The 20,612-nt window shown below is 39.7% G+C and carries 19 protein-coding genes; 11 read left to right on the forward strand and 8 right to left on the reverse strand.

Annotation, left to right across the window (positions count from 1 at the left end):
* Positions 1 to 44: 44 nt before the first annotated feature.
* From KCX82_RS11125 to dnaA, 8 genes are all read right to left on the reverse strand, one after another.
* Positions 45 to 794, reverse strand: a complete 750-nt coding sequence (locus KCX82_RS11125) for a SigB/SigF/SigG family RNA polymerase sigma factor (RefSeq protein ID WP_227018538.1) — start codon at positions 792 to 794, stop codon at positions 45 to 47.
* Positions 795 to 805: 11 nt separating this feature from the next.
* Entirely contained in the window at positions 806 to 1,219 is a 414-nt protein-coding gene (locus KCX82_RS11130; protein ID WP_227018539.1) for an ATP-binding protein, read from the reverse strand.
* 23 nt (positions 1,220 to 1,242) lie between these two features.
* Positions 1,243 to 1,560 carry an STAS domain-containing protein gene (locus tag KCX82_RS11135; RefSeq protein WP_227018540.1) on the reverse strand — a complete coding sequence of 106 codons (318 nt, stop codon included), beginning with the start codon at positions 1,558 to 1,560 and terminating at the stop codon, positions 1,243 to 1,245.
* Positions 1,561 to 1,612: 52 nt separating this feature from the next.
* Complete coding sequence (gene gyrA, locus KCX82_RS11140; RefSeq protein WP_227018541.1) at positions 1,613 to 4,129, reverse strand: DNA gyrase subunit A; 2,517 nt, start codon at positions 4,127 to 4,129, stop codon at positions 1,613 to 1,615.
* A 14-nt stretch (positions 4,130 to 4,143) separates the two neighbouring features.
* Positions 4,144 to 6,066 (reverse strand): DNA topoisomerase (ATP-hydrolyzing) subunit B, encoded by a 1,923-nt coding sequence (gene gyrB / locus KCX82_RS11145; RefSeq protein WP_227018561.1) that lies wholly within the window; start codon positions 6,064 to 6,066, stop codon positions 4,144 to 4,146.
* A 390-nt stretch (positions 6,067 to 6,456) separates the two neighbouring features.
* A complete protein-coding gene (recF, locus tag KCX82_RS11150) occupies positions 6,457 to 7,560 on the reverse strand; it encodes a DNA replication/repair protein RecF (RefSeq protein ID WP_227018542.1) in 1,104 nt (367 codons plus the stop codon).
* Positions 7,561 to 7,610: 50 nt separating this feature from the next.
* Positions 7,611 to 8,723, reverse strand: coding sequence for a DNA polymerase III subunit beta (dnaN, locus tag KCX82_RS11155; protein WP_227018543.1), 1,113 nt, complete (start codon positions 8,721 to 8,723; stop codon positions 7,611 to 7,613).
* Positions 8,724 to 8,875: 152 nt separating this feature from the next.
* Positions 8,876 to 10,198, reverse strand: coding sequence for a chromosomal replication initiator protein DnaA (gene dnaA, locus KCX82_RS11160; RefSeq protein WP_227018544.1), 1,323 nt, complete (start codon positions 10,196 to 10,198; stop codon positions 8,876 to 8,878).
* 341 nt (positions 10,199 to 10,539) lie between these two features.
* Between dnaA and rpmH the strand changes: the two genes are divergently transcribed.
* From rpmH to KCX82_RS11215, 11 genes are all read left to right on the forward strand, one after another.
* Positions 10,540 to 10,674 carry a 50S ribosomal protein L34 gene (rpmH, locus tag KCX82_RS11165; protein WP_027399623.1) on the forward strand — a complete coding sequence of 45 codons (135 nt, stop codon included), beginning with the start codon at positions 10,540 to 10,542 and terminating at the stop codon, positions 10,672 to 10,674.
* 170 nt (positions 10,675 to 10,844) lie between these two features.
* Positions 10,845 to 11,186 carry a ribonuclease P protein component gene (gene rnpA, locus KCX82_RS11170; protein ID WP_227018545.1) on the forward strand — a complete coding sequence of 114 codons (342 nt, stop codon included), beginning with the start codon at positions 10,845 to 10,847 and terminating at the stop codon, positions 11,184 to 11,186.
* 33 nt (positions 11,187 to 11,219) lie between these two features.
* Positions 11,220 to 11,414, forward strand: a complete 195-nt coding sequence (gene yidD, locus KCX82_RS11175) for a membrane protein insertion efficiency factor YidD (protein WP_264373259.1) — start codon at positions 11,220 to 11,222, stop codon at positions 11,412 to 11,414.
* 18 nt (positions 11,415 to 11,432) lie between these two features.
* Positions 11,433 to 12,125: a YidC/Oxa1 family membrane protein insertase gene (locus KCX82_RS11180; protein WP_227018546.1), complete on the forward strand. Its 693-nt coding sequence runs from the start codon at positions 11,433 to 11,435 to the stop codon at positions 12,123 to 12,125.
* 115 nt (positions 12,126 to 12,240) lie between these two features.
* Positions 12,241 to 13,086, forward strand: a complete 846-nt coding sequence (gene jag, locus KCX82_RS11185; RefSeq protein WP_227018547.1) for an RNA-binding cell elongation regulator Jag/EloR — start codon at positions 12,241 to 12,243, stop codon at positions 13,084 to 13,086.
* An 84-nt stretch (positions 13,087 to 13,170) separates the two neighbouring features.
* Complete coding sequence (gene mnmE / locus KCX82_RS11190) at positions 13,171 to 14,550, forward strand: tRNA uridine-5-carboxymethylaminomethyl(34) synthesis GTPase MnmE (protein WP_227018548.1); 1,380 nt, start codon at positions 13,171 to 13,173, stop codon at positions 14,548 to 14,550.
* A gap of 44 nt (positions 14,551 to 14,594) precedes the next feature.
* Positions 14,595 to 16,469, forward strand: coding sequence for a tRNA uridine-5-carboxymethylaminomethyl(34) synthesis enzyme MnmG (gene mnmG, locus KCX82_RS11195; RefSeq protein ID WP_227018549.1), 1,875 nt, complete (start codon positions 14,595 to 14,597; stop codon positions 16,467 to 16,469).
* A gap of 5 nt (positions 16,470 to 16,474) precedes the next feature.
* Positions 16,475 to 17,185 carry a 16S rRNA (guanine(527)-N(7))-methyltransferase RsmG gene (rsmG, locus tag KCX82_RS11200; protein WP_227018550.1) on the forward strand — a complete coding sequence of 237 codons (711 nt, stop codon included), beginning with the start codon at positions 16,475 to 16,477 and terminating at the stop codon, positions 17,183 to 17,185.
* A gap of 93 nt (positions 17,186 to 17,278) precedes the next feature.
* Positions 17,279 to 18,094 carry a ParB/RepB/Spo0J family partition protein gene (locus KCX82_RS11205; RefSeq protein ID WP_227018551.1) on the forward strand — a complete coding sequence of 272 codons (816 nt, stop codon included), beginning with the start codon at positions 17,279 to 17,281 and terminating at the stop codon, positions 18,092 to 18,094.
* A 386-nt stretch (positions 18,095 to 18,480) separates the two neighbouring features.
* Entirely contained in the window at positions 18,481 to 19,254 is a 774-nt protein-coding gene (locus KCX82_RS11210) for a ParA family protein (protein ID WP_227018552.1), read from the forward strand.
* Positions 19,254 to 20,156 (forward strand): ParB/RepB/Spo0J family partition protein, encoded by a 903-nt coding sequence (locus KCX82_RS11215; protein ID WP_227018553.1) that lies wholly within the window; start codon positions 19,254 to 19,256, stop codon positions 20,154 to 20,156. The genes KCX82_RS11210 and KCX82_RS11215 overlap by 1 nt, the downstream gene beginning before the upstream one ends.
* Positions 20,157 to 20,612 lie beyond the last annotated feature (456 nt).

Here is a 20,612-nt window from a genome sequence, read left to right on the forward strand (position 1 = left end):
CTATCCTCGTTTCTGATAAAGATGCTTTTATTATGTACCGTTTTCTAAGCTCTCAGCGCATCTTTAAATTTTTCTCTGATTCTCTTTTCCAGTCTTGATATCGTCATCTGGGAAACTCCCATGTCGTCTGCAATATCCTGTTGTGTTTGATTTTTAAAATAACGTCGTTTAAATATGTCTCTTTCTTTATCTGAAAGCACCTGCAAAACAGACTTGATCAATTCCGCATTCTCGAAGCTGTTATAGCCGGACTCCTCTGTCCCTGTATATTTTTCAAGTACTGCGCCCTCACCCTCTTCTCCGCCTTCATCAAAGGTCTGGTTTAAAGAATAGGTGCTGTAGGCTTGTCCGCCCTCCATGGCTTCCAGAATTTCTTCTTCGGAATAACCGAGATATTCGGCCAGCTCTGCCACAGTAGGTATTCTGGATAATTTCCCGTATAAATGCTCCTTGGCAGGGGAAATCTGTGCAGAAATTTCTTTTAACCTTCTGGGTACCTTCACCGCCCAGCCTTTGTCTCTGAAATACCTCTTAATTTCTCCAATGATGGTAGGTGTAGCAAAGCTGGTAAATTCATACCCTTTAGAAGCGTCGAATCTTTCCACAGCAAAAACTAAGGCCATGGAGCCTACCTGATATAAATCATCGTAGTCCACGCCTTTGTTTAGATATTTTTTAATCAAAATATCTACCATATACAGGTATTTTTCAACGATTTCATTACGAAGTTCGATATTTCCTGTCTGGCGATATTTTTCGAATAGCTCTTTGTTATTTGTTTGTCCAGAGGTCATATCATCCCCCACTAAAACCGACTTATATATTTCACCATCTTAATGCTGGTACCTGCGCCTAATTCCGATAATATATCCACTTCGTCCATCAAGGCTTTAATGATAAAAATTCCGAGTCCTCCCTCTTTGGGATCCTCTTCAAATACAGGACTGTGATATTTAGTAATGTCATAGCCCCCGCATTGATCTATCACAGATATGATCATTCTATCATCGCCAACCTCACAGGCGACTTCGTAGCAAACTTCGCAGCTTGATTTTCCGTGGCATACGACATTGGTGCACGCTTCCGATACCGCTACTTTGATATCTTCAATAGCTTCAATATCAAAGCCCGCGCAGTTGGCCAGGGAGGATATAGCCAATCTTACCATCCCGACATATTCTGGCTTTCCAGGGACCGAAAATTTCAATATATCTGTCATTTTCCTCTCCTCTTTCAGGGTTCTTAGATTTCTGAACAAAGTATTCTGTCAAGACTAGTGATACTGAGCAGTTTTTTAATATTTTCCTTTGGATTAATCAAAGTGATTTTATTTTTATTTTCCTGCATTCTGCCAAAAGCACCGATAATTACGCCCAGACCGGTACTGTCAATATAGGTTAGGTCATCCATATGGATCAGGATATCAGCTTTCTTCTCCTGATAAGCTCCATTCAGCAGTTCTCTTAATTGGGGTGCTGTTGAAATATCAACCTCTCCTGCTGCAACAAAATCCCATTTTTCCAATTCTTCATTAAATTTACTCTGTATCTTTAGTGACATTGCTACTTCCTCCTGAAATCTATACCCTTACTATGAGGTCTTAAACGATTTTTTATTCTGTATCAAGGGTCATCTGCGTTGATTCTTCTCCATTTTCATCTAAAGTTTCCTCAGCGTCTTCATTTGCTAGTTCATCATCGTCATCTTTGATTACTTTAGCCAGTGTAATAATATTTGCATCCTCTTCCACCCTCATGATTTTCACACCTTGGGTAGCCCTTCCCAGTCTGGAAACCTCGCTTGCCTTGATTCTGATGATAATTCCATCTGAATTGATCAATAAAATTTCATCACTTTCATTTACAACCATGGCTCCGATCAGTTCTCCGGTCTTTTTGAACTTGGCCTTATCATAAGTTAGAAGTCCTTTGCCTCCTCTTGATTGAACCTTGTATTCCTCAACAGGGGTTCTCTTTCCATAACCATTTTTGGTTACTACAAGGAGTTCTTCATCCTTTTCAGCAAGCTCCATGGCAACCACTTCATCACCCTTTTCCAAGGTAATCGCCTTCACACCGCCTGCAATTCTACCCATGCTCCTTACATCTTCCTCTGAGAAGCAGATACACTTGCCGAATTTGGTAACAATGATGACATTGCTGGTTCCGGTGGTTTGATTGATGCCGATGAGTTCGTCATTATCCTTCAGATTTATGGCGATCAATCCGGTTTTTCGATTGGTATCAAATTGAGAAAGCGGAGTCTTTTTGATGGTTCCATGCTTCGTTACCGCAATCAGGAATTTATCCTCTGCAAAATCCTGAATCGGAATTACCGCGGTAATTCTCTCTCTCTGCATCAGATTCAGGAAATTCACTGCCGGTGTACCCTTGGCAGTCCTCTGTGCTTCCGGTATTTCGTACGCTTTTATTTTATGCGCTTTTCCTGTATTTGTAAAGAACATTAAATAATCGTGGGTGGAAGTCATGATCAAATTTTTTACAAAATCATTTTCTCTGGTTGTTACGCCGGTAACGCCTTTTCCTCCACGTTTTTGAGTTTTGTAAGTATCTACGGAAACTCTCTTGATATATCCCAGATGTGTCAAGGTAACAGCAACTTTACCCTCCTGGATGAGATCTTCTTCATCGATATCCTCTGCATCTGCCTGGATATCGGTTCTTCTTTCATCACCAAATTTTTTCTTGATTTCCAGAAGTTCATCCTTGATGATGCTCATTAAAATGGATTCATCTGCCAGAACCTGCTTAAACCATGCAATCTGTTTCATCAGTTCCTGATATTCATTTTCAATTTTCTCCCGTTCCAGACCTTGCAGCCTTGCAAGTCTCATGTCCAAAATGGCCTGGGCCTGGATTTCACTGAGTCCGAAACGCTCCATTAAACGAGGTTTTGCGTCATTATAGCTTTCACGGATGGTTCTGATTACTTCATCAATATGATCCAGCGCAATTCTGAGTCCTTCCAAAATGTGGGCTCTTTCTTCTGCTTTTCTGAGATCATAGATGGTTCTTCTGGTGACAACATCCTTCTGGTGCTTTAAATACTCCTCGAGCATATTCTTCAGATTTAACAGCTTCGGCTGTCCGTCCACCAGTGCGATCATGATGATGCTGTAGGTGTCCTGCAGCTGAGTATGCTTGTATAACCGATTCAGGGTAATCTGAGGATTCGCATCTTTCTTCAGCTCGATTACGATACGCATGCCGGTTCGGTCGGATTCATCTCTGATATCGGAGATGTGATCCAGCCGTTTTTCTCTGACCAGCTCTGCAATCTTTTCGATGACCCTTGCTTTATTTACCTGATAAGGGATTTCTGTAAAGATAATCTGCTGTTTTCCCTTATTTGTCTCTTCAAATTCCGCTTTCGCCCTTACCGTGACTTTACCTTGTCCGGTACGATAGGCTGCTTTTGCGGCGTTTCTTCCCATGATAATGGCACCGGTTGGAAAATCCGGCGCTTTTACAATTTTAATCAGATCCTCTATGTCTGCATCAGCATCATCGATGAGCTTTACGGTAGCATCAATGACATCGCTGAGATTGTGCGGGGGAATGGAGGTAGCCATACCGACGGCAATCCCATTGGATCCGTTGACCAGCAGGTTCGGAAATCTGGAGGGAAGTACCACCGGTTCCTGCTCTTCTTCATCGAAGTTCGGCATGAAATCAACGGTTTCTTTATCGATATCCCGAAGCATCTGAAGAGCAAAAGGCGTCATCCTGGCCTCCGTATAACGCATGGCGGCAGCGCCGTCACCGTCAACGGAACCAAAATTTCCGTGTCCGTCTACCAGCATATAACGAATGGAGAAGTCCTGAGCCATACGAACCATGGCATCATAAATAGAGCTGTCACCGTGAGGATGGTATTTACCCATTACTTCACCAACGATACGAGCGGATTTTTTATGAGGCTTGTCCGGGGTAACACCCAACTCACTCATTCCGTATAAAATTCTTCTGTGTACCGGCTTCAAGCCGTCTCTTACATCGGGAAGCGCTCTGCCGACAATAACACTCATAGCGTAATCGATGTAGGAGTTTTTCATTTCATCATGAATTTCATGCTGAAGCAGTTTCACATCATCTAAAAAGCTTGTCATTCTTTATCTCCCCCCTAGATGTCTAAGTTCTTTACATACTTGGCGTTATCTTCAATGAATTTCTTTCTTGGGGGAACCTTATCTCCCATCAGCGTAGTGAAAATTTCATCTGCTGCCGTGATATCGTCCATCGTAACCTGTATCAAAGTTCTGTTGTTATAATCCATTGTTGTTTCCCAAAGCTGATGAAAGTCCATTTCTCCAAGACCCTTGTATCTCTGGATCCCAGCCTTACCCGGCTTATCAGCAAGCTCTGTCATCAGCTTTTCCTGCTCCCGTTCGGAGTAGGTATAATAGACTTCCTTGCCCTTTTTGGTCTGGAACAGCGGCGGCTGGGCAATATAAACGTAACCCCCTTCGATCAACGGTGTCATATACCGATAGAAGAAGGTGAGAAGTAATGTTCTGATATGTGCTCCGTCCACGTCGGCATCGGTCATGATGATGATTTTGTGATAACGGAGTTTTTCTTCGTTGAAATCCTCCCCAATATTGCAGCCGAAGGCTGTAATCATATTTTTAATTTCTTCGGAATTTAAAATTTTATCTAATCTGGCCTTTTCTACATTCAAGATTTTACCTCTGAGGGGAAGAATGGCCTGTCTTTTTCTGTCTCTTCCGGATTTTGCAGAACCACCCGCGGAATCTCCCTCTACCAGAAAGATTTCTGAAAGAGCAGGATCTTTTTCTGAGCAGTCCGCAAGCTTCCCGGGAAGGGTGAGTCCATCCAGAACGCCTTTTCTTCTTGTGAGTTCTCTTGCTTTTCTTGCTGCTTCTCTTGCTCTTGCAGCACGGAGACACTTGTCCAAAATAATTCTGGCCTGACTTGGGTTTTCTTCCAAAAATGCAGTCAGATTTTCATTGGTGGTAGTCTCTACAAAACCACGCATTTCACTGTTTCCAAGCTTTGTTTTCGTTTGGCCTTCAAATTGGGGCTGGGTCAGTTTCACGGAAATGACAGCGGTGAGTCCTTCTCTGACATCTTCTCCGCTAAGGCCTTCTTCGTTTTCCTTAATAAATTTGTTTTTTCGGGCATAGTCATTAAACACTCTTGTCAGGGCTGATTTAAACCCAATCATATGGGTACCGCCTTCACTGGTGTTGATATTATTTGCATAGGAAAGGATCAGTTCATTGTAGCGATCGGTATATTGCATGGCAACTTCCACCTCATGCTCATCTTTCTGAAATTCAAAATAGATGATATCCGGGTGGATGACCTCTTTATTTTTATTCTGATGTTTTACGAATTCTTTGATTCCGCCTTCATAGTGGAAGACTTCCGTTCTTTTCTGACCTTCTCTTTCATCCTTTAAAGTAATTTTGATTCCTTTATTCAGGAAGGCCATTTCTCTTAATCTATGCTCCAGGGTACCATAGTTGAATTCTAGTTCTTCAAAAATCTGGTAGTCCGGCTTGAACATAGTTTTAGAGCCGGTTTTTCTAGACTCTCCGATTTCTGTCAACGGAGTCTGAGTCTTTCCTCTGGAATAGGTCTGCTTATAGATCTTCCCGTTTCTTTTGATTTCCACTTCCATGATTTCAGAAAGTGCATTTACTACCGATGCACCTACACCATGAAGTCCTCCGGATACCTTATATCCTCCGCCGCCGAATTTACCCCCGGCATGAAGCACCGTATGGATAACTTCTACTGCAGGCAAATTTAATTTTGGGTGGAGATCAACGGGCATACCTCTGCCGTCGTCCTCTACCACAATGGAATTATCGCTTTGTATCGTTATATTAATGTTTTTGCAAAAACCTGCTAAGGCTTCATCCACACTGTTATCAACGACTTCGTAAACCAGATGGTGAAGACCTCTTGGGCCGGTGCTTCCGATATACATTCCCGGTCTTTTTCTGACAGGTTCTAATCCCTCTAATACCTGTATTTGCTCCGCATTATATTGCTGCTGCTTTGTATCTGCTCCCATACCTTTTCTCACCTCGTAGTTTCTAATCTTATATCCTGTCACCTGATTTGCCATGCAAATTTCCGGTGAATTATATTTTCCAACACTATAAATCTTATAACGAGGCGGAGATGTCTCCCACTTTTAGGTGGCGGGTACAACCTAATTTCACAGGCGGTGGGTATATCCCCCCCCTCGTTGAAACGCACAGATGTAAGAAAAATTTCTACAGTCGAAATTTTTCTACTTAGGCGTTATAATAGACCACCATATATTGTATAATAAATTCTGCTTTTTTACAAGTTTTTTATTAAAAGGGTCTGAATCTATAAAAATATCGTTTTAGGAGTCCTAAAACGATATTTCGGCGTTTCTGATGGTTAATATTTTTAAGATATATATATAGTTAAATTACAGATTATTGCAATTTGTAACAGCACCTTTTTCGACAGAAAAAGTTTGCCCCTCCGGCAAATTACTTCTTAATTCATCAGATATCTCTGTGGTTGTAATAAATAATTGAACTTCTGCAAGGGAGTGAATCAGAAAATTTTGCCTCTCTGCATCTAATTCGGATAACACATCATCCAATAAAAGGATCGGATCCTCACCTGTTTCCTCTTGAATCAAACGGATTTCCGCCAATTTTAAAGATAAAGCCGCAGTACGCTGCTGGCCTTGCGATCCATAATGCCTGATATCAATATCCTTTACGCATATTTTGATATCATCCTTGTGGGGGCCAAATGATGTATTTCTTCGGAATAAATCATTTTTCAGACTTGAATTCAGCTTCGTCATAAAAATTTCTTTTTGCTGTGCCAGAGTTTCCCGGCAGGGGATACTGGACTCATAGAAAAGTGCCAGCTCTTCCTTTCCATTTGTGATTCCTTTGCTGATTTCTTTGCTGATCAGATTCAGCTTTTCGATAAATCCCTTTCTCTCAAGTATTATTTTTGATCCATACTCAGCCAGTTCTTCATTCCAGACCGAAAGAATATCTTCTCTCACATCCTGCTGCTTCAGCAGGGAATTTCTTTGTTGCAGTATTTTTTTGTATCTGGACAGATTCCTGTAATAGACAGGTTTCAGCTGACAAAGCTCTCTGTCAACGAATTTTCTCCTTTTTTCTGGTTCATCTTTTACAATTTTCAGATCCTCGGGGGAGAAAATAACCATATAAACATTTTCCAGGAGATCAATGTTCTTGGAGGTTTTCAATCCATCTATTTTGAGCTGCTTTCCTTCTTTGCTTATAACGATTTCTATGTCCAGATTTTTTCCGTCTTTAAAAGAGGAGCTGCTAACTTTGCAATACTCCTCTCCAAAACCTATCATTTCTGTATCTCTGTTGGTCCGAAAGGATTTTCCCAGAGACATAATATATAAACTTTCCAGGAGATTTGTTTTCCCCTGGGCGTTTTTTCCGGTAATGATGTTCACTTTCGGATGAAAGCAGACTCTTTCTTCTTTATAATTCCGGAAATTTTGTAATGTAATTTCTTTTAAATACATTGAAATTGTAACCTTATATAAATTTAATTTACTTACACATCGTGATAAAATCAGTTAGTCGAAATACGAACCGGTAATACCAGATATTCGTAGGCGTTTCCTTCCACAGGTTTGATCAGGCAAGGACTGACACTGGTATTAAACTCCATCACAACCTGGGAATCAGTTACAACTTTTAAAACATCCAGTATATATTTTGAATTAAAGCCGATATCCAAATCGGTACCGTCTTTTTCAATGAAGACTTCTTCTTTTACATTTCCTTCTTCAGATCTCGAAGTAATGATCACTTTATCTCTGAAAATAGAAAGCTTAATCAGATTGTTCTTCCCTTCCTTTGCAAGTAAAGAGGCCCTTTCGATGCTATTCAAAAGATCCGTTCTGCTTACCTTCACTTTTACTTTATTTTCTTTCGGCAATATATCTTTATACTTAATAAAATCTCCTTCTAATAATCGTAGAACGATCCTGGTATCTTCAAGAAGGAAGACTGCTTTCTTTTCATCTAAAATCACCGAAATTTCCTTTTGCTCTTCCGTCTCGGAAATGATTTTATTAATTTCGTTCAGTATTCTTGCCGATATAATAATCTTTCTATTTTCCTCGTTTTTCATGTTTTCACGAGTGACAGCCATTCTGAAACCATCCAAAGCAACCATGTTGAGTGAGTCTTCTTCCATTTCAATAAGAACTCCTACGATGATACCTTTCGATTCATCTATGCTTGCGGCAAAGGATGTTTTCTTTATCATTTCTTTTAATAATTCTTTTTCCAGACTTATTTTTTGTTCTTCATTAATTTCACCGATGTTAGGAAACTCTTCCGCTGGAAGACCAACGATCATAAACTCTGAGGATAAACATCTGATTATAATGTTGTTATTTTCCAGTTCTTCTATTTCAATATCTTCATTGGGAAGCTTTCTGATAATATCGCTGAACAGTCTCGCTGAAACAACGACAGAACCTTCTTCTTCCACAGAAACTTCTATTTTCTTTTCAATGCTTAAATCAAGGTCGGACGCGGAAAGCGTCAGCGTATTATCATTTGAGGCTTCCAGTAATATGCCCTTCAGAATTGGAATAGTGGTTCTTGAGGTCACAGCCTTGGAAACAGTATTTAAAGCTTTTGATAAAGATTGCTGGTTGCAAGTGAATTTCATGGTGAATCCTCCTTTTTTTTATATGGATTTTTAGTAATAATAGTAATAGGGCCTGTGGATTTGTGGATAACTTCTGTGGAAAACAAAATTCGAATGATTCATTGATATTTTTGCTTGTTGATAACTTTAAAAAGTTATTCGGCTGAATGTTACTAATCTTCCTTGATGGAATTTTCGAGTTCTTTAATGACCTCACGCAAGGATTCATTCGTTTTCATCTCTGAGGAAATTTTATCACAGGCATGCAAAACAGTGGTATGATCTCTGTTCCCAAAGAATTCACCAATTTTAGGTAATGATAAATCTGTCATATCTCTGCAGATATACATGGCAATTTGTCTTGGAAATGCAAGATTTCTTGATCTTTTTGCAGATTCCAGATCGGCTTGTTTGATATTGAAATGCTTGCAAATATATTTTTTAACCAACGCGGGAGTAACTTGTCTGTCTTTTGAAGAAAAGACGTCTTTTAATACTTCCTTTGCCAGATCTCTGTTAATTTTCTGATTTGTCAAATTAGCATAAGCAATAACCCGAATGAAGGCACCCTCAAGTTCTCGAATATTGGACTGGATTTTTTCTGCAATGACTCCGATCACTTCAATAAGGCTGTCTGTTGTTTCAAGGCCTTCCAGTTCTGCTTTATTTCTGAGTATGGCTACCCTGGTTTCATAATCAGGCGGTTGAATATCAGCAATTAGGCCCCATTCAAATCTGGAACGAAGTCTTTCTTCCAGTGTTTGAATTTCTTTTGGCGGCCTGTCACTGGAAATAATAATTTGTTTATTTGCTTCATAAAGAGTATTGAAAGTATGGAAAATTTCTTCCTGAGTACGTTCCTTTTTTTCAATAAATTGAATATCGTCGATTAACAGTACATCGATGCTTCTGTATTTATTTCTGAATTCTACATTCTTATCTTCTCTGATGGCTTTGATAAGCTCATTTGTAAACATCTCGGAAGAAACATACAGAACCTTGGTCCTTGGATTCTGCTGCAATATGTAATGACCGATGGCGTGCATCAAATGGGTTTTACCAAGGCCGGCTCCTCCGTAAATAAAGAGCGGATTGTACGCTTTGGAAGGGGATTCGGCTACGGCTAGAGATGCTGCGTGGGCAAATCTGTTGTTGTTGCCGATTACAAAAGTATTAAAGATATATTTGGGATTTAGATACAGTTCATCGGTAAAATTAATTTCTTCCTGCTGATCCTGTGTTTCTTCAGGATAAACAAAAAAAACCTTTAACTTTTGGCCGAATGCTTCTTTTACCGCATTTTCAATAATAGAAATATATCTGCCTTCTAATATGGACTTGGCCATATCATTGTACAGCGATAAATACAATTTATTTTCTTTATAGTCAACTTTAACGGGGGTAAGAGGATAAACCCAGGTATCATAACTTACGGCGGTGAGCTCAGGTTTAAGAAGTTCTAAAGTTTTTTCCCAGTTTTCTGTTAGATTGTTCATACTGTTTTTCCTTCTGTGAATTGAAATAGATTGTTATTTAATGTGCTTCTATCATAACAAAAAAAGTTATCCACAGGCAATACTTAAAATAAAAATAGGGAAAAAATAAATTTCCCAGTAGTTATCCACTATCTGTGGGTAACTTTGTGCAAAGTTTTCACAGCCACAACTACATCTAGTTTTTTAAAAAGCAGAGAGTAAGGAAATCCCTGTATCTTCCTGCCTTGAGATGCACAAAAATATTGACACAAAAGACCTTTAAATGTATAATTACAAAGCAGTTGTGCGCAAATTGAAATTAAGATTGCGTTATGATAGGAATTTTAAGGAGGTGAAGAGTGATGAAGCAGACTTTCCAACCTAAGGTTAGACAGAGAAAAAAAGAGCATGGCTTTAGAAAAAGAATGAGTACAAAAAACGGTAGAAATGTTTTGAAAAGAAGAAGAGCAAGAGGAAGAAAAGAATTGACAGCATAGAGACCGCAAAAGTGGTCTTTTTGTTTAGTGGCATGGAATATTTTTCTAATTTGCCTTTTTTGCCATGCCCAATTTGCTCTGGAGATTGTTGGCAATTCGCGGGAAAATCATAAAATCCGGCAAAGCCGGTATTACGAAGCCTGATTTTCATTGCTTGTAAGGGGATATTGATGTTAAAACCAAATGTTTTACGAAGAAAGAAGGATTTTTCTGCAATTTACAATAAAGGAAAATCCGTAGGGGAGAGATATCTGGTTTTGTTTTTAAAAAAAAACAACCTTCCTTATAATAGGACAGCCTTTTTAGCTAGCAAAAAAGTTGGCAACAGTGTATTAAGAAACAGAGCACGACGACTTATGAAAGAAAGTTACAGAGATTTAGAATGTAAACTGACAAAAGGCTATGACATTATACTGATAGCCAGAAATACGATTTGTAATGTAAAGTGTGCGGATGTGAAAAAATCTATGGATGCCGCATTTATGAAATCCGGAATCTTGAGAAAAGAATAAGGATCCAGGTGAAGAATTTTGAAAACGATTATCATGCTGCTCATTCGAGGGTATCAGAAATTTATTTCACCATTATTTCCGGCAACCTGCCGGTTTTACCCTACTTGCTCCCAGTATTTTTTGCAGGCTGTGGAAAAATATGGTGCCATAAAGGGTAGTTTTCTTGGAATTAAAAGAATTTTGAAATGTCACCCATTTCATCCGGGAGGATATGATCCCTTGAAATGAGTAACAGGAGGATATTGAATGAACACACTAATAGGATTGATAGCAGAGCCATTAGGTATTTTGCTGAGTTATCTTTATGGTTTTATAGATAATTACGGGATTACCTTAATTGTATTTACAATAATAGTAAAAGCATGCCTATTTCCATTATATGCAGATCAGATAAAACACTCCACCAGAATGGCCGATGTACAGCCTAAGATGCAGGCTTTACAAAAGAAGTACGCCAATGATAAAGAAATGCTCAATATCAAAATGATGGAGTTATATAAGGAAGAGAAGTTCAATCCGATGAGAGGCTGTCTGCCTATGCTGATTCAGATGCCTATTATTTTTGGTCTTTTTGCCCTGCTCAGAAACCCAACCGTATTCATTAAGAGCAATGAAATGCTTATGGCTGTTCATGAAGCATTTTTATGGGTTCCTGACCTTAGTCAGCCGGATCCATGGGTACTGCCGATACTTGCCGGAATCACCACTTTCATTTCTTTTTCACAAACCCAGAACCAGACACAAATGGGTGACAATACCATGGCTCCCATGATGAAAATGATGAGATACTTCTTCCCGATTATGATCGTGTGGATGGGCAGATCTTTTCCGGCAGGACTTACAGTTTACTGGTTTATCGGAACCCTTATTCAGATATTCCAGACTCGTGTGTTAAATAACTGGAAAAAGAAGAAACTGGCAGAAAAAGAAAGCAAATAGTGCTAATAGCAGCAGGAATCATATGAATAATCGAGAATTCGTGATTTCTTTGCAAAAGTTCGCCGTCAATTTGATCTGCAAATTGGTCGAGCTATTATATGGAGGAAAAACACATATGGATTTTTCAGAAAAATGGGGTAAAGACGTTGATGAAGCAGTAAGACTTGCCCTGATAGATTTAAAACTTACGGAAGATCAAGTAAATGTGATTGTTTTAGAAGAACCGACTAAGGGTTTCTTTGGCCTTGGATCCAAGCTGGCAAAGGTAAGAGTTGAGAAAAAGCCGGAATTGATAGAAAAAGAGCTGAAAGAAAAGGAAAGAGAAAGAGAAATCAAAGAAGGCAAGGGAAAGAAGCCGGAGCCTTCCTTTAAAAAAGATAAGCCTCATGCGCCAAAACGAGAGCCGGAATACAAACCGGAGAGACGTGAAAGCAAAGAAGAAAAGTTAAAACAAGATGATGAAGTACCTATAGAAAGCAGCTTCACTATCAGAGAAAAGCCTGCCGATTTAGTCGAAATGAAAGACAGTGTTGCCGGAAGCTTCCTGAAAGAAATTACGGAGAAAATGGGATTGAATCTTAATATCAAGGTAATGGGAAATGACAGCTGTATCTATGTTGATATGCAGGGTAGAGATTCCGGAACGATTATCGGTAAACGCGGCCAGACGCTTGATTCCATACAGTACTTGACAAGTCTGGTAGTGAACAAGGGGAAAGACAAGTATCTTCGTGTTGTAGTTGATGCTGAAAATTATAGGGAGAAAAGAGAAAAAACATTGGAACAGCTGGCAAACAGACTGGCTGATAAGGTGATAAAGACCAGAAAAAGCGTTAGACTTGAGCCAATGAATCCTTATGAAAGAAAAGTGATTCATGCAACACTTCAGTCAAATCGCAGGGTTACCACAAGAAGCGAAGGTGAGGAGCCTTACAGAAGAGTCATCATTGAATTAAAATAAGATCTAAGCAAGGCTGTCCTAAAATTAATTTCAGGTAGCCTTGTTCTATTTATAATGGACTGAATGATTCAGTTGGGGGGTACTATGGAAGACACGATTGCGGCCATTGCTACGGCATATGGGGAAGGCGGAATTGGGATTATAAGAATCAGCGGTCCCGAAGCAAAGTCTATTTTGGATAAACTCTTTATTCCTAAGAATTTGGAAATTACAGAGCATATTGCAAATAGGCGATTATACTACGGGAATGTGGTTGATAAAGCAAAAAACCAAAGAATAGATGAGGTTTTGGCGGTTTTTATGAATGGCCCCAGAACTTATACAGCGGAAGATGTTGCAGAGATTTATTGTCACGGCAGTATTATCTCTTTAAGAAAAATATTGGATCTGGCACTTCAGCATGGTGCAAGACTGGCTGAAAAAGGGGAGTTCACAAAGAGAGCTTTTCTAAACGGCCGCTTGGATCTTACTCAGGCGGAAGCAGTCATTGATGTTATCAGAGCAAAGACTGAGAAAGGCTTTCATGTAGCAGTAGATCAGATGGAAGGAGCTCTTTCGGAGAAAATCCGTTCCTTGCGAAGTATTATCATGGATTTGCTTGTGGATGTTACGGTTAATCTGGATTATCCCGATGAAGACATTGAAGAACTAACCTATGATGCATTAGAAAAAAGTTTAATGTTAATAAACGATAATATAGATCGTCTGCTGGCCACCGCAGATACCGGCAGGATTATAAGAGAAGGGCTCCACGTTGCAATCATTGGAAAACCAAATGTCGGCAAATCTTCTTTGATGAATGCTCTTTTGAAAGAGTCCAGGGCAATCGTAACGGAGATTCCGGGCACAACGAGAGATACCATAGAAGAAGTTCTGACGATCCAGGATATTCCTGTCAGATTGGTTGATACCGCAGGAATACGAGAAACGGAAGATGTGATAGAAAAGATAGGGATTGAAAAGAGTAAAGAATCATTTAATAAGGCTGATTTGGTTATTTTTATGATTGATGGGAGCAGGCCTCTCAGCGAAGAAGATTTCAGGATTATCAATCACATTGATGATAACAAGACCATCGTAATGATTAATAAGACAGATCTCGGACAGACCGTGTCCGATCAGGAAATAAAAAGTCTATTGCCTGGAGCTGCAACGATAAAAGCGGCAATCAGGGAAGATAAGGGAATTGAAGAACTGGAACAGAAAATCCTTTCTCTTGTTTATGGCGGAAAAGTCAAGCAGGAAGAAAGTCTTTTAATTACAAATGTAAGACACTATAATTTATTAAGGAGTGCTAAAGAAGCATCGAAAGATGCTCTTGATATGGCAAGAAACAGGGAAGCCCTTGATTTTATCGAGGTAGATATCAAAAGATGTTGGGAATTACTTGGTGAAATCATCGGGGATTCGGTGACTGAGGATATTATTGATCAGGTATTTGAGAGATTTTGTCTCGGCAAATAATGTTATTGTATAAATTCTGCCGTCACCTTAGATAAGGAGATAGAATGAACTATTATATATTAGATGAGTATGATGTTATCGTGATTGGTGCAGGTCATGCCGGCTGTGAAGCGGGGTTGGCCGTTGCCAGAATGGGTCTGAAAACCCTGATGCTCTCCATTAATCTGGAGGCTGTCGCAATGATGGCATGCAATCCGTCCATAGGAGGAACCGGCAAAGGACATCTTGTTCGAGAAATAGATGCCTTGGGCGGTGAAATGGGTGTCAACATAGACAAAGCATTTATTCAGAGCAAAATGCTGAATACCGCCAAAGGTCCTGCAGTTCATTCTTTACGAGCCCAGGCGGATAAAATACGATATCATCAGGAAATGAAGAAAACTTTGGAGGATCAGCCGAACCTGGATTTAAAGCAAGGTGAGGTGGTTGATCTTATCATGGAGGATGACACGGTATCGGGTGTTATTTTGAAAACTGGTGCGGCTTACCGCACCAATGCAGTGATCTTAGCAACCGGAACCTTTTTAAGGGGTAAAATTTTCATTGGCGAATGGTCTTTTGAAAGCGGACCTAATGGCCTGACCCCTTCTGTGCCTTTAGCGGATAATCTTAGAAAATACGGATTGTCACTCAGAAGATTTAAAACTGGAACTCCTGCCCGTGCATTGGGTAAAACATTGGATTATCATAAAATGGTGGAACAGCCGGGAGATGATAAAATCATACCTTTTTCTTTTATGAATGAACACCTTGAAAAAGACCAGGTTTCTTGTTGGCTTACCTACACAAACGCCAATACCCATAAAGTAATCAGGGATAATTTTGCAAGGTCAGCTCTTTTCGGAGGACAGATAGAAGGTATCGGCCCCAGATACTGTCCATCCATAGAAGATAAAGTAAACCGATTCTCGGATAAAGAGAGACACCAGTTGTTTATCGAACCGGAAGGTCTTTCCACAGATGAAGTCTATATTCAAGGTATGTCATCCAGTTTGCCGGAAGATGTTCAGATTCAGTTCTACCGTACCATTCCGGGATTGGAGAATGCAGAGATTGTTCGACCGGCCTATGCCATCGAGTACGATTGCATTGATCCGCTGGAATTAAAAATGACACTGGAGCATAAAAAGATCAAGAATCTTTATTGTGCCGGTCAATTTAACGGCAGCTCCGGTTATGAAGAGGCAGCTTCACAGGGATTGATAGCGGGAATGAATGCAGCATTGAAATTGAAGGGAAAAGAACCATTTATCCTGAACAGATCCGAAGCATATATCGGAGTACTCATAGACGATCTTGTTACCAAGGGAACCAATGAACCCTACCGTATTATGACATCGAGAGCAGAATATCGTTTGGTGCTGAGACAGGATAATGCTGATCTTAGATTGACAGAACGATCTTACAATGCAGGATTGGCTACAGAAGAAAGGTATCGGCGTTTCCGGAAAACAAAGGAAGATGCGGAAAAGGAAAAAATAAGGCTGGAAAACACCTTTATTACACCAAGTATGGCAAATAAGTTTTTGGAAAAGAATGAAAGCACCCCGCTGCAAAATCGGATTTCTCTGGCTGAATTACTGAAAAGACCGGAGATCACATATGAATTATTGAAAGAAATTGATCCGGAGCGGCCAGACATTTCAAGCCATTCTATTACCCAGCTTGAAGTAGGGATCAAGTATGCAGGCTATATAACAAAACAGCTTCAGCAGATAGAGAAATTTAAAAAGTTGGAGAATAAAGTATTGCCGGCTGATCTGGATTACTCCTGCGTGGATGGATTGAGAATAGAGGCGAAACAGAAACTGAACCAACTAAAGCCCATTTCGGTGGGACAGGCATCCCGTATTTCCGGTGTATCTCCGGCAGACATTAACGTTTTGCTCATTCATTTAGAAAAACTGAGAAGAAGGTAGTTTTTATGAAACTTTTAACGGATGCTATGCATCATCTGCAAATTCAATATACAGATGAAATGCTGGAGCAATTCCAGAAATATATGGATTTTATTCTGGAATGGAACGAGAAAGTTAATCTTACCGCAATTACGGACAAAGAGGAATTTGTGAAAAAACATTTTGTAGATTCTATTCTTTGCGGTGGAATTCCTCAGGTATCCAAAGCGAATAAAATCATCGATGTGGGTACCGGAGCAGGGTTTCCCGGCGTTCCTCTGGCTATCATCTATCCGGAGAAAGAATTTCTTTTGATGGATTCTTTAAATAAAAGAATTAAAATAATTAAAGAAATTACGGATGAGATTCAGCTTAAAAATATTTCTGTCAGACATGGCAGAGCAGAGGACCTGGGTAGAGAGAAAGATCTTAGGGAATGTTTTGACCTATGTGTTTCCAGGGCAGTGGCCAATCTTGCCGTACTTTCGGAATACTGCCTGCCCTTTGTTAAAGTAGGAGGCTGGTTTGCTGCTTATAAAAGCGCCGGTGCCGAAGAAGAAATAAAAAACAGTTTAAAGGCGATTACAATGCTTGGCGGTAAACTGCAGCAAACACAAACGCAAAATATACCAGGTTTTGATTTGGAACATCCTATTTTGTTGATTGAAAAAGTAAACAAAACCTTAGCGAAATATCCGAGAAAAGCAGGAACTCCTGCGAAAGAACCCCTGAAATGATGATTTTGGGGGTTTTTTGTTGAATGAAACAGCTTTTATTAGGGACAAGCTTACTGTTAATATAATTACAGGAGTTATTAAGGAGGGGGTATTATGTTTCTGAAAAAAGCAGATCATCTGGAGTTGCCAATTGAAATGATAAGCGCTAATCCGGATCAGCCCAGAAAAATCTTTGATGATAAAGAGCTGATGGAGCTTTGTGATTCGATAAAAGAATTCGGAATCATCCAGCCTATTATAGTAAAAAAAGACCTGAGAGGTGCTTACTTATTAATTGCAGGGGAAAGGCGATTAAGGGCGGCAGGTTTAGCGGGTCTGAAAAAAGTTCCAGTCATTATTCGAGAAGCAGATGAAAAAGATTCTGCTTTGCTGGCATTGGTTGAGAATGTACAGAGAGAAAACCTTAATTATATCGAAGAAGCGGTTGCTTATAAACGATTAATGGAGGATTACGGACTGACTCAAAATGAGATTGCGCGAAGAGTTGGTAAACAGCAATCAACAATTTCAAACAAAATCAGGCTGTTGTCATTACCCAGAGATATCCAGGCGGTTTTATCTGAAAACCAGCTGACGGAGCGGCATGCCAGAGCACTTCTGAAATTGAGTGATGAGAAAGTCAGAAAGCAGATCCTGGGGAGAATTGTGGAGCATGGCTTAAATGTAAAGCAGACTGAAAAACTGATAGAGGATGTGCTTGCAAAGCAGGAAGAGGAAAAGAGAAAAGGGGAAAAACTGAGATTCATTAATTATAGAATCTATCTTAATACACTGAAAAAAGCATTCAGTAGTATTAATGATGTTGAAAAAAACGCGAAGTATTTTCAGGAGGACAAGGGGGATTATCTCGAGGTAAGGATAATTATTCCAAAAAATGAAACAAAACCCAATATAGCTCTTGCGGATTGAAATTTCAGTGTAGAAAAGGTTTCTCGTGAAATGTTTCACGTGAAACCTTTTTTTTTCATGCAAAAATATGTGGTGTAATATTCCTTTGTAGTATATAATAAAACTGAAAAAACCTTTTTTATCTGATGGGAAATATTGTTTCCTATCAGATAAAAAGAGGGAGTGCAGAGGGGATTTCCCTCTGCCGTTAAGGAGGGTGCTCAGGCTGCTATGCAGCCGCCGAAGGGAACCATAGCCATTTTGCCCCAAGCTTGCTTGGCTTGGCAAAATGGACAGCGAAGCAAGCGTAGCTTGCGTAGGAGGCGAAGCCGTTGGTTCCCTAGCGGAAAGTAGCGCCAGCTACTTTTTTTATGTTATAACAGTATTAATAGTAGGAGGGTAAAGTTTTGGGAAAGGCCATAGCAATATTCAACCAAAAAGGTGGCGTTGGCAAGACTACTACAAATATAAATTTGGCAGCATGCCTTGCATTAAAAAACAAAAAAGTATTGATCCTGGATATTGATCCCCAGGGAAATACAACAAGCGGAATGGGGATTTCGAAGAAAGGTCTGGATAGGACAACTTACGAGGTTTTAATCAACGATAAGCTTGAACCGAAAGATGCAATATTGAAAACAAGAATTGAAAACTTGGATATTATTCCTGCAAGCGTTCAGCTTGCCGGTGCGGAAATAGAACTGGTTCAATTGGAAGGAAGAGAAAAGCGTCTGAAAAAAGCTTTGGATAAAATTAAGTCCAATTATGATTACATATTTATTGACTGTCCTCCATCCTTGGGTCTTCTTACGATCAATTCTCTTACAGCAGTCGATAGCGTACTGATTCCTATTCAATGTGAATTTTATGCACTGGAAGGTGTCAGCCAGCTAATGAGCACCATTGAACTGGTGAAAAAAGGATTGAATCCTCACCTTGAGATTCAGGGTGTAATTCTGAGCATGTTTGACGGAAGAACCAATCTCTCTATTCAGGTTGTTGAAGAAGTAAAGAAGTATTTTAAAGAAAAAGTGTATACTACAGTAATACCTAGAAATGTAAGACTTGCAGAAGCACCCAGTTACGGAATGCCCATAACGGAGTACGACCCAAAATCAAAAGGAGCAGAAGCATATTTTGAGTTCGCTGAAGAGTTTCTGGAATTGGAAGGTGAACAATAATGGCGGCAGCGAAGGGGAGAGGGTTAGGAAAAGGGCTGGAAGCACTTTTTAGTGATGTGGAAATCAGCGCACAGGATCTGGATGACGCCGCTGCTAATTCCTCTATCTCAGATGGTGGTATATTATTTTTAGATATCAATAATATTAAACCGAATTCTAAGCAGCCCCGTAAACATTTTGATGACGAAAAAATAGAGGAACTTGCCAGGTCAATTGAATCACATGGTATTATCCAGCCTATTATGGTACGTTCTGCTAGAGAAGGATATGAAATCGTTGCAGGAGAAAGGAGATGGAGAGCTGCCAGAAAAGCCTCTCTCAAGAAAGTCCCTTGCATCATCAGAGAACTTGACGAAGAGCAGAATATGCTGGTGGCTATTATTGAGAACATGCAGCGTGAGGACCTCAATCCGATGGAAGAAGCAGAAGCGTTGCACCAGATGATCACCACCTTTGGCTTAACTCAGGAGGAAGTATCGAAGAGCGTAGGGAAGAGCAGGCCTTATATTACAAACGCCTTAAGATTGCTTAAGCTTGCACCTGTAGTACAGAGCCTTGTAACTGGTGGAGAGTTGTCCAACGGTCATGCGAGAGCCCTTGCCGGTATAAAAGATGAGAAAAGACAAATGGAACTGGCAAATCATATTGTGAAGTTAGGACTATCTGTCAGAGAAACAGAAGCATTAGTTGGTGAAACCACTGATGGCCAGAGCAGGAAAAAGCAAAAAGCAAAGCCACGGGATAAGAATGCTGAGATTCAGCACCTTGAAGATGAGCTGAAAGAAGCCCTTGGTACAAAAGTCGCGATTCAGATTGGTGTGAAACGAGGTAAAATTGAAATAGAATATTACAACAGGGAAGAGCTGGAGAGAATTCTGGAACTGCTATTGAGCCTCAAATAGATGTAAATTATGAATAAAATGGGTTAGTGTTTCACGTGAAACACTATCCTTTTTTATAAACCTAATATTTATTAGTTAGTCAAATTTCATTTATTAGTATTTAAACCGAATCATTCAACTGCCAGATCGAAGTAGTTGAGTTTTGACAAGCCAAATGTCTGACTTTGTATCACGAAAATACTCACAGGTTTCTAATGATATGGTCTCGATTCGTTATTTTTAACCCCAAAAACAAACGGAATCCCTAATCGGTGTTTTTGGGTTATGGCAAAACTTGAATGCCAACATTAAAAATAACATTATCTTCATCCTATATCATTGACGAAACCTGTTCGGATATTTTCTTAAATCCAAAGTTCAGCCATTGCGGCTTGGTAAGAAAGCTCGCAAAAACTAAAGCTGACAGTTTCATAGTGTACTAATACATAATCTTATTTAACTAACGGGTGGCCTGAC

Origin of the sequence: Sinanaerobacter chloroacetimidivorans, from assembly GCF_018128545.1 — a bacterium.
Classification (GTDB): Bacteria; Bacillota; Clostridia; order Peptostreptococcales; family Anaerovoracaceae; genus Sinanaerobacter; species Sinanaerobacter chloroacetimidivorans.

What these genes read in the sequence shown, in the direction of transcription:
- rpmH (WP_027399623.1), top strand. Translation starts at nt 10,540, where the DNA reads ATGAAGCAGACTTTCCAACCTAAGGTTAGACAGAGAAAAAAAGAGCAT.
- mnmE (WP_227018548.1), top strand. Translation starts at nt 13,171, where the DNA reads ATGGAAGACACGATTGCGGCCATTGCTACGGCATATGGGGAAGGCGGA.
- KCX82_RS11130 (WP_227018539.1), bottom strand. Translation starts at nt 1,219, where the DNA reads ATGACAGATATATTGAAATTTTCGGTCCCTGGAAAGCCAGAATATGTC.
- gyrB (WP_227018561.1), bottom strand. Translation starts at nt 6,066, where the DNA reads ATGGGAGCAGATACAAAGCAGCAGCAATATAATGCGGAGCAAATACAG.
- jag (WP_227018547.1), top strand. Translation starts at nt 12,241, where the DNA reads ATGGATTTTTCAGAAAAATGGGGTAAAGACGTTGATGAAGCAGTAAGA.
- dnaA (WP_227018544.1), bottom strand. Translation starts at nt 10,198, where the DNA reads ATGAACAATCTAACAGAAAACTGGGAAAAAACTTTAGAACTTCTTAAA.
- dnaN (WP_227018543.1), bottom strand. Translation starts at nt 8,723, where the DNA reads ATGAAATTCACTTGCAACCAGCAATCTTTATCAAAAGCTTTAAATACT.
- yidD (WP_264373259.1), top strand. Translation starts at nt 11,220, where the DNA reads ATGCTGCTCATTCGAGGGTATCAGAAATTTATTTCACCATTATTTCCG.
- KCX82_RS11180 (WP_227018546.1), top strand. Translation starts at nt 11,433, where the DNA reads ATGAACACACTAATAGGATTGATAGCAGAGCCATTAGGTATTTTGCTG.
- recF (WP_227018542.1), bottom strand. Translation starts at nt 7,560, where the DNA reads ATGTATTTAAAAGAAATTACATTACAAAATTTCCGGAATTATAAAGAA.
- KCX82_RS11125 (WP_227018538.1), bottom strand. Translation starts at nt 794, where the DNA reads ATGACCTCTGGACAAACAAATAACAAAGAGCTATTCGAAAAATATCGC.
- rsmG (WP_227018550.1), top strand. Translation starts at nt 16,475, where the DNA reads ATGAAACTTTTAACGGATGCTATGCATCATCTGCAAATTCAATATACA.
- KCX82_RS11205 (WP_227018551.1), top strand. Translation starts at nt 17,279, where the DNA reads ATGTTTCTGAAAAAAGCAGATCATCTGGAGTTGCCAATTGAAATGATA.
- KCX82_RS11135 (WP_227018540.1), bottom strand. Translation starts at nt 1,560, where the DNA reads ATGTCACTAAAGATACAGAGTAAATTTAATGAAGAATTGGAAAAATGG.
- KCX82_RS11215 (WP_227018553.1), top strand. Translation starts at nt 19,254, where the DNA reads ATGGCGGCAGCGAAGGGGAGAGGGTTAGGAAAAGGGCTGGAAGCACTT.
- gyrA (WP_227018541.1), bottom strand. Translation starts at nt 4,129, where the DNA reads ATGACAAGCTTTTTAGATGATGTGAAACTGCTTCAGCATGAAATTCAT.
- rnpA (WP_227018545.1), top strand. Translation starts at nt 10,845, where the DNA reads ATGTTAAAACCAAATGTTTTACGAAGAAAGAAGGATTTTTCTGCAATT.
- mnmG (WP_227018549.1), top strand. Translation starts at nt 14,595, where the DNA reads ATGAACTATTATATATTAGATGAGTATGATGTTATCGTGATTGGTGCA.